Consider the following 13447-nt stretch of genomic DNA (forward strand, 5'->3'; position numbering starts at 1 on the left):
GGATCTCCCATGTCGCAGACCCTCACCCCGGTCTGGGGCATCCTCGGGGCCTCTTACCCGGCGCTGTAAAATCTCATCGTCCTCGCGGGCGGGGCGAAGCGATCCAGCAGCGCCGCGCGCGCCGGTGTCGCGCTGCCCTGGGTTGCTTCACTGCGTTCGCAAAGACGCGGCTCAGATCACCGCCTCGATCAGGCCGCGCCGCTTGGCCTCCTCGGCCTCGAGGTACCAGTTGGCCGGCGCCTTCTCGAGCACCTCGTCGAGGGTGACGTCAGAGCCCTGGATCAGGTTGGCGAAGCCCTCGTTCTGGATCTCGATCGAGCACAGGATCTCGTTGAGCGTCGCCTTCACGGAGGCGATGCAGGTGGTGAGCGGTCCCTCGACCTGGAGCTGCTTGTTCATCTTGCGCTCGTGGATCATCAGCCGCGTCCCGCAGGTCAGGTAGCGGTTCTGCCGGGCGAAGAAGCTCATGAAGGTCGTGCCGGCCGAGTAGATCGCGGCCTTGCCGAGGAAGACGAACCGCCGGTTCGGATCCATCGCGCTGTTGAAGCGGATGTCCTCGCCCATCATCCGGGCGACCTCCGGGTCGCCGCCGAGCGTCGTCAGCTCGACGACGACGAGGTCGCGGTCCCCCGCCGCGTCGAGCTGGCGGCGGAAGTCCTTGTACATGTCGTAGTCGACCGGTCCGGAGAGCAGGACGGCCGGGGCCCGGAAGGCGGTGGGGCCGAGGGGAGTCGTGTCCATGGTCCTCCTGGTCGCGCGACCGGCCGGCTGGTCAGCGCGCCGGGTCGGGCGCGCCCGCGCCCTTGCCCACGAACGGGATGCCCTCGATCGGGCATTCCTCCGTGCCGACGCTCTGGCGGGTAATGGCCCGGACGGCGTCGCGGGTTCCATCGGGATCCTCGATCCAGCGCCGGTAGAAATCGTAGGGGCATTCCGACATCCCGTGCCGGTTCTCCTTCGAGTTGATCATGCCCGTGTAGCCGCGGTGCAGCAGCTTGAAGAGATGGTTCTCCGACTGGCCGTGGGCGCGGAAGTCCCGGATCAGGAATTTCGACAGGGCGGCGTACTGGATGCCCATCTCCTCCTCGCCGCACTCGCCGAGCGTGCGGCCGTCGAAGCCGATGATCGCGGAGTGGCCGAAATAGGTGTAGACGCCGTCGAAGCCGGCCGCGTTGGCCACCGCCACGTAGGTGTTGTTGGCGAAGGCCATCGCCTTCGAGATGACGACCTGCTGCTCCTTGGCCGGGTACATGTAGCCCTGACAGCGGATGATCAGCTCGGCGCCCCGCATGGCGCAGTCGCGCCAGATTTCGGGATAGTTGCCGTCGTCGCAGATGATCAGGCTGATCTTCAGCCCCTTCGGCCCGTCCGACACGTAGGTGCGGTCGCCCGGGTACCAGCCCTCGATCGGGGTCCAGGGCATGATCTTGCGGTACTTCTGCACGATCTCGCCCTGGTCGTTCATCAGGATCAGGGTGTTGTAGGGCGCCTTGTGCGGGTGCTCCTCGTGGCGCTCGCCGGTGAGCGAGAACACGCCCCAGACCTTGGCCTCCCGGCAGGCGGCGGCGAACACCTCGGTCTCCGCGCCCGGGACCGTCGAGGCGGTCTCGTACATCTCGGCGGCGTCGTACATGATGCCGTGGGTCGAGTATTCGGGGAAGATCACGAGGTCGAGGCCGGGCAGGCCGGTCTTCATGCCGACGATCATCTTGCCGATCGCCTTGGCGTTCTCCAGCACCTCGGCGCGGGTGTGCAGGCGCGGCATCTTGTAGTTCACGACGGCGACGCCGACGCTGTCCTGGCTGGACGAGATGTCTCCGTGCATCATGGCGTGATGTCCTCCTGACCTTGATCGTCCCCCCGGTAGAGGGCGGCTCAGTGGCTGATCATCCAGGGCCGCGCCTTCGGGAAGCTCTTGGCGGCGGCCGGAGCGGCGCTCGCTTTCTTGGGTGAGCAGCAGCCGCAGCCGGCCCCGTGACTGCCCGAGCGCCTGGGCGCGTGGCGGCTGCGCTCGTTGGTGGCGTGGGCGGTCCTGAGGCTCGCATCCATGCCGGCGATGCGCGGCGCGGTGAGGAAGGCGCGCTGGCTCGCGCCGCCGCAATCCGGGCAGGCATGCGGCTCGCGGAACTCCGCCATCGGCCGCATCACCGTGAAGGGCCCGCAGGCCTCGCAGGCGTAGTCGTAGACGGGCATGGGAGGCTCCCGGAATGAACTTGAGAGGTACGAACGGTGCCGAAGGATCGCTGGCCCCCTCTCCCGCACGGGAGAGGAGGCCTGTCGCGTCAGCCGCGACCGGCAGGGAAACGAACCATCACAGATCCGGCGAGAGCGGCATCTGGATCGAGCCGTCGAGGAACTTGGTCGGTCCGTCGGCGCCCGGGTTGATGTCGAACTCGAAGATCTTGGTCGGTATCCAGAGCGTCGCGCAGGCGTTCGGGATGTCGACGACGCCCGAGATGTGGCCCTGGACCGGCGCCGTGCCGAGGATCGAGTAGGCCTGCGCGCCCGAGTAGCCGAACTTCTTCAGGTACTCGATCGCGTTCAGGCAGGCCTGCCGGTAGGCGATGTGCACGTCGAGGTAGTGCTGGCCGCCGCTCTCGTCGACCGAGATGCCCTCGAAGATCAGGTGGTCGTCGTATTTCGGCGTGATCGGCGACGGCTTGAAGATCGGGTTCTTGATCCCGTACTTGGCCATGCCGTCCTTGATCAGATCGACCTTGAGATGCACCCAGCCGGCCATCTCGATGGCGCCGCAGAAGGTGATCTCGCCGTCGCCCTGGCTGAAGTGCAGGTCGCCCATCGAGAGGCCGGCGCCGGGCACATAGACCGGGAAATAGATCTTCGAGCCGCGCGACAGGTCCTTGATGTCGCAATTGCCGCCGTGCTCGCGCGGCGGGACCGTGCGGGCGCCGGTGGCGGCGGCCGCGTCCTTCGCGTCGCCCTTCAGGCGGCCCATATGGGCCGTCGGGCCGAAGGGCAGGGTGGCGAGCGCCGGCACCCGCTCCGGGTCGGTGTCGTAGAGCGCCTTCTCGCGGGTGTTCCAGGTCTCCAGCATCTTCGGATCGGGCAGGCAGCCGATCAGGCCGGGATGGATCAGGCCGGGGAAGCGCACGCCCGGCACGTGGCGCGACTTGGTGAACATGCCCTCGAAGTCCCAGATCGACTTCTGGGCCTGCGGGAAATGCTCGGTGAGGAAGCCGCCGCCGTTCTTCTTCGAGAAGAAGCCGTTGAAGCCCCACTGGCTCTCGGGCTTGGCGCCGATGTCGAGGAGGTCGACCACCAGAAGGTCACCGGGCTCGGCGCCCTCGACGCCGATCGGACCCGAGAGGAAGTGCACGATCGACAGGTCGATGTCGCGCACGTCGTCGGCGGAATCGTTGTTCTTGATGAAGCCGCCGGTCCAGTCGTAGGTCTCGACGATGAAGTCCGAGCCGGGCTTCACGTAGGCGACCATCGGGATGTCGGGGTGCCAGCGGTTGTGCACCATGTCGTTGTCGTAGGCCGATTGCGTGAGATCGACCTTGATCAGCGTCTCGGGCATTTTTTACGACTCCCTGCTGCGATTATGTTGCTCAAATCTTTGGCGTCGCCGTCTTTGCGAGCGGAGCGAAGCAATCCAGCGGCGCTCCGTCTTGACGCCTCGCGCTGCCCTAGGTCGCTTCGCTGCGCTCGCGATGACGGCCCGTACGAAGCGTTCGGCGGCTAGACCGAGAGGAACCGGGCGACGGCGGCCTCGTCGATGCCGTCGCGCGGGGCCTCGTGGACGATGGCGCCGTTCTCCAGCACGATCACCCGGTCGGCGACGTCGAGGGCGAAGCTCAGGACCTGCTCGGACACGACGATGGAGAGGCCGCGCGCGTCGCGGATCGCCTTCAGCGTCCGGCCCATCTCGCGGATGATCGAGGGCTGGATGCCCTCGGTCGGCTCGTCGAGGAGCAGGACCTTCGGGCGGCTCGCCAGGGCCCGGGCGATGGCGAGCTGCTGCTGCTGCCCGCCCGACAGGTTGCCGCCGCGCCGTCCCTTCATCTCCAGGAGCACCGGGAACATGTCGTAGAGGTCCTGCGGCACCTTGCGGGCGCCCGTGACCGTCAGGCCGGTCTCGATGTTCTCCTGCACCGTCATGGTCGAGAAGATCATCCGGCCCTGCGGCACGTAGGCGAGGCCCTTGGCGACCCGGGCGTGGCTCTTGAGCCCGGCGACGTCCGCGCCCTCGACCTGGATCGACCCGGCCCTGACCGGCACGAGTCCCATCAGGGTCTTCATCAGCGTGGTCTTGCCCATGCCGTTGCGGCCCATCACGGCGACGATCTCGCCGGGCGCCACCGAGAAGGTCAGCCCGTGCAGGACCTCGCTCTGGCCGTAGGCGGCGTGCAGGTCCTCGACGGCGAGGGCCGGCGTCGCGGACGGGGCCGCGGCCAGCGGGGGCGCCTGGACGCCGGGGATGCGCGCAGTCTGGAGCGACGCCATCGTCAATGTCCCAGGTACACTTCGATGACCTTCGGGTCGTTCTTGACCCGTTCCATCGAACCTTCGGAGAGCACCTTGCCCTGGTGCAGGACGGTCACCCGGTGAGCGATGTCCTCGACGAACTTCATGTCGTGCTCGATCACCAGGACCGAGCGGCCCTTGATGATCTGATTGAGCAGCTCCGCGGTCTTGATCCGCTCGCCGACGCTCATGCCGGCCACCGGCTCGTCGAGCATCAGCAGCTCCGGGTCCTGGATCAGCAGCATGCCGATCTCCAGCCACTGCTTCTGGCCGTGGCTCAGGAACTCGGCCCGTTCCTTGAGCTGGTCCTTCAGGAAGATCGTCTCGGCGATGGCGTGGATGCGGTCGCGGACCTCCGCGTCCCGCTTGAACGTGAGGGCGCCGAAGACCGAGCGGCCGCGGGGGAACGAGATCTCCAGGTTCTCGAACACCGTCAGGTCGTCGTAGATCGACGGCGTCTGGAACTTGCGGCCGACCCCGGCCTGCACGATCGCGCTCTCGGAGAGCTTGGTCAGTTCCTGGCCCTTGTACTTGATCGAGCCGGCGCTTGCCCGGGTGCGGCCGCAGATCAGGTCGAGGACGGTGGTCTTGCCGGCGCCGTTCGGCCCGATGATCACCCGGATCTCGTCGGGATCGACGTAGAACGACACGTCGTTCACCGCCTTGAACCCGTCGAACGAGACCGTGAGCGCCTCGACGGCGAGGAGGTAGTCGGGCGGGGCGGACTCGGCGCCGACCACGGGGGAGGAGAGGATCGCGGCGTTCATGGCATGCTCACTCGGCCGGGGCGCCGTGGGGCGGGACGATGGCGGGCGGCGGGGCGCGCAGCCCCTTCACCCGGCGGGTGAGGCGGGGCTCGATGTGCTCGCGCCAGATGCCGGCGAGGCCGTTCGGGAAGGCCAGCACCACCGCGATGAACAGAGCGCCGAGGCCGAACAGCCAGAGATCCGGAAAACTCTCGGAGAAGCTGGTCTTGGCCCAGTTCACGAGCAGCGTGCCCCAGACGGCGCCGAACAGCGACAGGCGCCCGCCGACCGCGGCGTAGATCACCATCTCGATCGAGGGGACGATGCCCACGAAGGAGGGCGACATGAACCCGACCTGCAGGGTGAACATCGCGCCGCCGATCGCCGCCAGTCCGGCGGCGAAGCAGAAGGCGAAGACCTTGAAGCCCGCCACCGAGTAGCCGGAGAACCGGACCCGGTCCTCCTTGTCGCGCATGGCGACGAGGATGCGGCCGAGCTTCGACTTCTTCACGTACTGCGCCGCCAGGATGCAGGCGATCAGCAGGCCGCCGTTGACGAAGTACAGGATGAACTTCGCCGAGTCGGTGCGGATGTCCCAGCCGTGGAGGGTGCGCAGGTCGGTGATGCCGTTGATGCCGCCGGTGTAGCCCTGCTGGCCGACGATCAGGATCGTCAGGATCGCGGCGATTGCCTGGGTGATGATGGCGAAGTAGGTGCCGCCGACCCGGCGCTTGAACATCGCGAAGGAGATCAGCATCGCGAACAGGACCGGGACGGCGACCGCCAGGATCAGCGTCAGCGGCAGGCTCTTGAACGGCTGCCAGAACCAGGGGAGCGCGGTGATCTGGTTCCAGTCCATGAAGTCCGGGATGCCGGGCGTGGACTGGATTTTCGTGTTCTCGATGCTCGAAGCTTCCAGCTTCAAGTACATCGCCATGCAGTAGCCGCCGAGGCCGAAGAACACGCCCTGGCCAAGGGAGAGGATGCCCGCGTAGCCCCAGCAGATCACCAGCCCGAGGGCGACGAAGGCGTAGGTGAGGTACTTGCCGACGAGGTTGAGGCGGAAGCTGTCGAGCACCAGCGGCAGGACGACCAGGATCACCCCGGCCAGGAGGAGCAGGCTCAGCCACTCCACCGGCTTCATGAACGGGTTGTCGTTGACGGTGACGGATTTGGTGAGGGTCTGGACCGGGTTCGTCATGGTCGAAAATCCTCAGCGCCGGACCTTGAGGGTGAAGAGGCCCTGGGGCCTCAGCATGAGGATGCCGACCACCGCGAGCAGGGTGATGACCTTGGCCATCGAGCCGGAGAGGAAGAACTCCAGGGTCGACTGCGTCTGGGAGATCGAGAAGGCGGAGGCGATGGTGCCGAGCAGGCTCGCGGCGCCGCCGAACACCACGATCAGGAAGGTGTCGACGATGTAGAGCTGGCCCGAGGTCGGCCCGGTCGAGCCGATCATCGTGAAGGCGGAGCCGGCGATTCCCGCGATGCCGCAGCCGAGGCCGAACGTGTAGCGATCGACCTTCTCGGTATCGATACCCACCGCCCCCGCCATGGCGCGGTTCGACATCACGGCACGGACCTGCTGGCCGAAGCGCGAGCGGAAGATCAGAAGCGCGACGCTGACGGTGATCAGGATGGTCACGGCCATGACGAACAGGCCGTTGATCGGGATCTCGATCGTGTCGGTGACCTGCACCGAGCCGATCAGCCAGGACGGCAGCTCGACGCCGACCTCGCGGGCGCCGAAGATCGACCGGTAGGCTTGCTGGAGGATCAGCGACAGGCCCCAGGTGGCGAGCAGCGTGTCGAGCGGGCGCTTGTAGAGGAACCGGATCAGGCCCCATTCCACCAGCATGCCCAGAGCCCCGGAGGCGAGGAACGCCAAGCCCATCGCGATGAAGAAGTAGATCGGGAAGAGTGACGGCAGGTAGGTCTGGAAGAAGGTCGAGCAGAGATAGGTGACGTAGGCGCCGAGGATCATGAATTCCCCGTGGGCCATGTTGATCACGCCCATCTGGCCGAAGATGATCGCGAGTCCCAGCGCCATCAGCAGGTAGACGGAGAACAGGATCAGGCCGGCGAAGCCCTGCATGGCGAAGATGGCGCCGAGGTCACCGAGGGAGTAGTCGCCGAGCATGGTTTCGGTCTTCCGCAAAAGGAGTGCGTCTTCTGCCGACTCGTCACGGCCTCCGGGCGAACCGGGCCGTCTTTGCGAGCGGAGCGAAGCAATCCAGGGACGCGCTTCGTGCCGGGAAGTCCCGCTGCCCTGGGTCGCTTCGCTGCGCTCGCGATGACGGGGAGGGGTGATTTCACCCCTCCGGACAACGGATTACTGGTAGCCCTTCGGGAAGGGATCGGGCTTGATCAGCTCGGGGCTGGTGTAGACGATCTCGAACTGGCCGTCGGGCTTGGCCCGGCCGACCCGGGTCTTCGACCAGAGATGGTGGTTCTCGTCGATCTTCACGTAGCCTTCCGGCGCGCCCTTGAACTCCAGTCCCGGCGAGGCCGCCACGACCTTGTCGACGTCGAACGAGCCGGCCTTCTCGCAGGCCATCTTCCACAGGAACGGGCCGAGATAGGCCGCCTGCGTCACGTCGCCGATGACGGTCTTCTCGCCCCACATCTTCTTGAACGCGGCCACGAACGCCTTGTTGTTTTCGTTCTGGATCGACTCGAAGTACTTCATGCAAGCGTAGGCCCCGGCGATGTTCTCGCCGCCGATGCCGTCGATCTCGTCCTCGGTGACCGAGATCGTCATCAGCACCTGCTTCGACAGGTCGATGCCCGCCGCCTTGAGCTGCTTGTAGAACGCCACGTTCGAGCCGCCGACCACGTCGGCGAAGATCACCTTGGGCTTGGTGAGCTTGATCTTGTTGATGACCGAGTTGAACTGCGTGTGTCCGAGGGGGAAATACTCCTCGCCGACGACCTTGCCCTTGAGCACGTTCTCCACGTGCTTGCGGGCGATCTTGTTGGAGGTGCGCGGCCAGATGTAGTCGGAGCCGATGAAGTAGAAGCTGTCGCCGCCCTTCTCCTTGTGGACCCAGTCGAGGCCGGCGAGGATCTGCTGCGTGGCCTCCTGGCCGGTGTAGAAGACGTTCTTCGACTGCTCCAGGCCCTCGTAGAAGGTCGGGTAGTACAGGAGGCCGTTGTACTGCTCGAACACCGGCAGCACCGCCTTGCGCGAGGCCGAAGTCCAGCAGCCCATCACGGCGGCGCAGTGGTCGTTGACGAGGAGCTTCTTGGCCTTCTCGGCGAAGGTCGGCCAGTCGGAGGCGCCGTCCTCCTGGATGATCTTGATCTTGCGGCCGAGCACGCCGCCGGCGTCGTTGATCTGCTGGATCGCCAGCTTCTCCGCTTCCTGCGCGCCCGTCTCCGAGATCGCCATCGTGCCGGTGACCGAGTGCAGGATGCCGACCGTCACCTCGCTGTCGGTCACCGCGAGGCCCGTGGTGTTGACCGCCGCGGTCGGCGGCGCCGCCCAGGCGGTGCGCGGCAACAGCGCCAGCGCCGGGGCGCCGGCCAATCCCATGAGCAGTCTGCGCCGCAGCGGGGAGCGCAAGCCGTGATCGGCGCCGGTCTCGGTGTCGTCTGCCATGTGCCTGACCCTGTTCGCGTCCGGGCCTTGAGAGGCGGCCCGGATCGACGAGCGCATGCTAGGTCCTGGGTTGCGGTGCGGCCTATACGCGATTTTGCGTATGGCCGTGGTCTTGCATGCGCCGCACCATCGCGGCGGAATACTTCGAGGTCGGGGTGGCTGAGAGCGCGAATAGTGGGAGCACCGCTCCGGTGCCCGGTCTTTCGCGCGCGCGCGCGTCGCGCGGCCGCCCGTGCGCGACGCTGCCCGGGCACGACGGGCTGATCGTCCCGGCCGGGGCCCGATGAGCGGTCCGCAGCGCATCATCCCCATCCGCCGGGACTACAACCGCTTCGTCGCCGACGAGACGCTGGAGGATTACGCCCTCCGCTTCACCGCTAAGAAGGCGCGGCGCTGGTCGAGCCTCGAGGTGGCGCAGACGGCCCTCGGCTCGATCTCGTTCCTCGCGCTGGAGGCGATCGGCGGGACGCTGGCGCTCACAGCGGGATTTCCCAACACGGTGGCGGCCGTGCTGGTCGTCGGCCTGATCATCTTCGCCACGGCGGCGCCGATCACGGTCTACGCCGCCCGCTACGGCGTCGACATGGACCTGCTCACCCGAGGCGCCGGCTTCGGCTATCTCGGCTCGACCGTCACCTCGCTGATCTACGCGAGCTTCACCTTCCTGTTCTTCGCCATCGAGGCGGCGATCATGGCGCTGGCGCTGCAGCTCTGCTTCGGGCTGCCGCTGGGCATCGGCTACCTGCTCTGCGCCGGGGCGGTGATTCCCCTCGTCGTCTACGGGATCCGGCTGATCAGCCGGTTCCAGATCTGGACGCAGCCGATCTGGATCGGGTTGAGCCTGCTGCCGCTGATCTTCGTGGCGGCGCAGGGCGCGGGGCCGCTGCGGGCGCTCGCCGGCTACCCGGGCCTCGACGGCGCCGGGGGCGGCTTCGACCTCGCGCGCTTCGGTCTCGCCACCGGCGTCCTGCTGGCGCTGCTCGCCCAGGTCGGCGAGCAGGTCGACTTCCTGCGCTTCGTGCCGGAGCCGCAGGGCCCGCGCGACCGCCACTGGTGGCTGGCGGTCCTGTCGGGGGGCGCCGGCTGGATCCTGCCCGGGATGCTGAAGATCCTGCTCGGCGCCGCGCTGGCGGTCCTGGCGCTGGGCCACGGCGTCCCGGCCGAGCACGCCGCCGAACCGACCCGCATGTACGCGGTGGCGTTCGGCTACCTGACGGGGGAGGGGAGCCGGGCGGCCCTGCTGCTCACCGGGCTGTTCGTCCTCGTGTCGCAGCTCAAGATCAACCTGACCAACGCCTATGCCGGCTCGATCGCGTGGTCGAACTTCTTCTCGCGCCTGACCCACAGCCATCCGGGGCGGGTGGTCTGGCTCGTGTTCAACGTCGCCATCGCGGTGCTCCTGATGGAGCTCGGCATCGACAAGACCATCGAGAGCACGCTGCCGCTCTACGCCTCCGTGGTCTCGGCCTGGGTCGGCGCGCTCGCCGCCGACCTCGCGGTCAACAAGCCGCTCGGACTCTCGCCCCCGGGCATCGAGTTCAAGCGCGCCCATCTCTACGCGGTGAATCCCGTGGGGACCGGCGCCATGGCGCTGGCCCTCGCGGCCGGGGGCGCGTCCTATGTCGGCTGGCTCGGCGCGACCCTGCAGCCCTTCGCGCCATTGCTGACCCTGGCGATCGCGTTCTGCGCCGCGCCGGCGATCGCCTGGGCGACGGCGGGGCGCTGGTACCTGGCGCGGGTCCCGAAGCGGGATTGGGGCGCGGCCGAGGTGGTCTGCCGGGTCTGCGAATTGCCCTTCGAGGGCGAGGACATGGCCCATTGCCCGGCCTACGACGCCCCGATCTGCTCCCTCTGCTGCTCGCTCGACGCCCGCTGCGGCGACCTGTGCAAGCCCCACGGGCGCCTGGAGGTGCAGGCGCAGGCCGCCGTCGCGCGGATCCTGCCGGGCCGCACCGCTGCCTGGATCGGCGCGCCACTGGGCCGCTACCTCGCGGTGATGCTGACGCTCTGCGCGGTGATCGGCCTGATCCTCGGCATCGTGCACGCGGGCGCGACGATCGCCCACCCGGAGAATCGCGAGTTCCTGCGCACGGCGCTGACCAGCGTGTTCTTCACCCTGGTGGTGATCCTCGGCGTCGTGGCGTGGCTCTTCGTGCTCGCCCAGGAGAGCCGGCGCGTCGCCCAGGCCGAGACGATGCGCCAGACCGCGCTCTACCAGGCCGAGATCGCCGCCCATAAAGTCACCGACGCCAAGTTGCAGGAGGCCAAGGAGCGGGCCGAGGCCGCCAACCAGGCCAAGAGCCGCTACGTGGTCGGGATCAGCCACGAGCTGCGAACGCCGCTCTCAACGGTGCTCGGCTACGCCCAGCTCCTCGAATCCGACCCCGCGATCCCGGCGCACCGCGTCAACGGCCTGCGGGTGATCCGGCGCAGCGCCCAGCACCTGTCGGGCCTGATCGACGGCCTCCTCGACATCTCGCGCATGGAGGCCGGGCGCCTCCAGATCCACCGCGACGAGGTCCGGCTGACCGACTTCCTCGACCAGCTGGTCGACATGGTCCGCCTCCAGGCTCGGGAGGCCGGACTGGAGTTCCGGTTCTCAAGGCCCGAGATCCTGCCGGCGGTGGTCGCCACCGACGAGAAGCGCCTGCGGCAGGTGCTGCTCAACCTGCTGTCGAACGCCATCAAGTTCACGGAAGCCGGCACCGTCTCGCTGGACCTCAGCTACCGGAGCCAGATCGCGGTGTTCACGATCCGCGACACCGGCCCCGGCATCCCGGAGGCGGACCTCGCGCGGGTCTTCGAGCCCTTCGAGCGCGGCTCGACCCCGGCCGCCCGGAGCACGCCGGGCACGGGGCTCGGGCTCACCATCGCCAACCTGCTGGCGCAGCTGCTGGGCGGCGAGATCACCGTGACCGCCGCCCCCGGCGGCGGCACGCAGGCGCGGCTGCGCCTGATGCTGGCCTCCGTGGCCCAGCCCGCGCCGATCGCCCCGGCCGCGCCGGCCGCACCCCCGGAGCGGGCCTACGCGGGCGCGCGCCGCACCGTCCTGGTCGCCGACGACGACAGCGCGCACCGCGCGCTGATGCGGGCGATCCTGGAGCCGCAGGGCATCTCGGTGCGGGAGGCCGGGTCGGGAACCGAGTGCCTCGCGACGGTCGCGCAGGGCGGCGTCGACCTGATCCTCCTCGACATCGCGATGCCCGGGATGAGCGGCTGGGCCGCGGCGGCGGCCCTGCGGCAGGCCGGGCATACCGGCCCGATCGCCATGATGTCCGCCAACGTCCACGAGATCAGCCCGACCCGGGGCGACGACGCCCCGCACGACGCGATCTTCGCCAAGCCCTTCGACCTGCGCGACGTGATGGAGCGGATCGGCAAGCTCCTGCACCTCGAATGGACCGAGGGCGCCGCGCCGGGGCGGTCCGGGGCGGCCGCGGCCACGGCGGACGTCCCGGGGCCGGGGCCCGAGCATGTCGGCGAGCTCCTGCGCCTCGGCCGGATCGGGCATATCCGCGCCATCGAGGCCAAGCTGACCCAGATGGAGCAGGACCCGACCGTGCCGCCCGCTTTCGTCGCCCGGATGCGCGGGCTCGTCGAGGGATACGACCTTCGCCGCTACCTCGCGGTCCTGCAGGAACTCGCCCGCCATGACTGAGGCGCCGAAGGTCCAGCCGCACCGGGACATCGTCCTGGTGATCGACGATTCGCCCGACACGCTGAGCTTCCTCACCGAGGCGATCGAGCGGTCCGGCGCCACCGTGCTGGTCGCGGTCGGCGGCGACCTCGCCCTGACCCTGGTGGACGAGATCACCCCCGATGTGATCCTCCTCGACGCGGTGATGCCGGGCCTCGACGGGTTCGAGACCTGCCGGCGGCTCAAGGCCAAGCCGCAGCTCGCCGGCGTGCCGGTGATCTTCATGACCGGGCTGAGCGAGACCGAGCACATCGTGAAGGGGCTCTCCGCCGGCGGGATCGACTACGTCACGAAGCCCATCGCCCCCGACGAGATCCTGGCCCGGATCCGCGTGCATCTCGCGAGCGCCCGCGCCGCGCAGAGCGCCCGGACCGCCCTCGACACGGCCGGGCGGACCCTGTTCGCGGTCGCCGAGGACGGCACGATCCTGTGGTCGACCCCGCAGGCCGGACGCCTGCTCGCCGGGCTCGGCGCGGTACCCTCCGGCGCCCCCGCGCTGCCCGCCGGCGCCCGCGAGTGGCTGCGCGGTTGCCTCGCCGGCGCCGCCCAGCCCCTCGCGCTGACCGATCGCGACGGCGTCGCCTACGCCCTGAGCTTCATCGGCCGCACCCCGGACGAGATCCTGCTCCGCCTGTCGCGCGACGCGCTGTCGGCGGGGGTCGAGCGGCTGAGGGTGCGCCTGCCGGTCACCGGGCGCGAGGCGGAGGTCCTCCTCTGGCTGTCCCGGGGCAAGTCGAGCCGCGACATCGGCGAGATCCTCGGGCTCAGCCACCGGACCGTGACGAAGCACCTCGAGAGCATCTACGCGAAGCTCGGCGTGGAGAACCGCACGGCCGCCTCGATCATCGCGGCGCGGCACCTGCAGGATTGAGCCCGCGCGGAGGCCTGTCGGCAGGGTTGCGCCGGCCGCGGATC

At 68.6% G+C, this 13447-nt stretch carries 11 protein-coding genes; 2 read left to right on the top strand and 9 right to left on the bottom strand.

The annotated features are described in order from the left end of the window. Positions 1-171 precede the first annotated feature (171 nt). The 9 genes from ACLBYB_RS08165 to urtA all read right to left on the bottom strand — a co-directional run bounded on the left by ACLBYB_RS08165 (position 172) and on the right by urtA (position 8835). Positions 172-741, bottom strand: coding sequence for a ClpP family protease (locus tag ACLBYB_RS08165; protein WP_447698457.1), 570 nt, complete (start codon positions 739-741; stop codon positions 172-174). 31 nt (positions 742-772) lie between these two features. Beyond that, complete coding sequence (locus tag ACLBYB_RS08170; protein ID WP_020090552.1) at positions 773-1828, bottom strand: aliphatic amidase; 1056 nt, start codon at positions 1826-1828, stop codon at positions 773-775. A gap of 47 nt (positions 1829-1875) precedes the next feature. Beyond that, positions 1876-2193: an FmdB family zinc ribbon protein gene (locus ACLBYB_RS08175; protein ID WP_447698458.1), complete on the bottom strand. Its 318-nt coding sequence runs from the start codon at positions 2191-2193 to the stop codon at positions 1876-1878. Between the two features lie 118 nt (positions 2194-2311). After that, positions 2312-3541 (bottom strand): formamidase, encoded by a 1230-nt coding sequence (fmdA, locus tag ACLBYB_RS08180; protein WP_447698459.1) that lies wholly within the window; start codon positions 3539-3541, stop codon positions 2312-2314. A gap of 161 nt (positions 3542-3702) precedes the next feature. Then, entirely contained in the window at positions 3703-4467 is a 765-nt protein-coding gene (gene urtE / locus ACLBYB_RS08185) for an urea ABC transporter ATP-binding subunit UrtE (protein ID WP_447698460.1), read from the bottom strand. Between the two features lie 2 nt (positions 4468-4469). Continuing rightward, entirely contained in the window at positions 4470-5255 is a 786-nt protein-coding gene (urtD, locus tag ACLBYB_RS08190) for an urea ABC transporter ATP-binding protein UrtD (protein WP_447698461.1), read from the bottom strand. Positions 5256-5262: 7 nt separating this feature from the next. Continuing rightward, positions 5263-6435: an urea ABC transporter permease subunit UrtC gene (gene urtC / locus ACLBYB_RS08195; RefSeq protein ID WP_447698462.1), complete on the bottom strand. Its 1173-nt coding sequence runs from the start codon at positions 6433-6435 to the stop codon at positions 5263-5265. Positions 6436-6447: 12 nt separating this feature from the next. Then, entirely contained in the window at positions 6448-7374 is a 927-nt protein-coding gene (gene urtB / locus ACLBYB_RS08200) for an urea ABC transporter permease subunit UrtB (RefSeq protein WP_447698568.1), read from the bottom strand. Positions 7375-7566: 192 nt separating this feature from the next. Continuing rightward, positions 7567-8835: an urea ABC transporter substrate-binding protein gene (gene urtA / locus ACLBYB_RS08205; RefSeq protein ID WP_331299290.1), complete on the bottom strand. Its 1269-nt coding sequence runs from the start codon at positions 8833-8835 to the stop codon at positions 7567-7569. A gap of 283 nt (positions 8836-9118) precedes the next feature. On the opposite strand from urtA, the gene ACLBYB_RS08210 reads away from it, so the two are divergent. Both ACLBYB_RS08210 and ACLBYB_RS08215 read left to right on the top strand, forming a co-directional pair. After that, positions 9119-12493: a hybrid sensor histidine kinase/response regulator gene (locus ACLBYB_RS08210; protein ID WP_447698463.1), complete on the top strand. Its 3375-nt coding sequence runs from the start codon at positions 9119-9121 to the stop codon at positions 12491-12493. After that, positions 12486-13403, top strand: a complete 918-nt coding sequence (locus ACLBYB_RS08215) for a response regulator transcription factor (RefSeq protein WP_056531874.1) — start codon at positions 12486-12488, stop codon at positions 13401-13403. The genes ACLBYB_RS08210 and ACLBYB_RS08215 overlap by 8 nt, the downstream gene beginning before the upstream one ends. Positions 13404-13447: the final 44 nt, after the last annotated feature.

The organism is Methylobacterium sp. D54C, assembly GCF_053345595.1.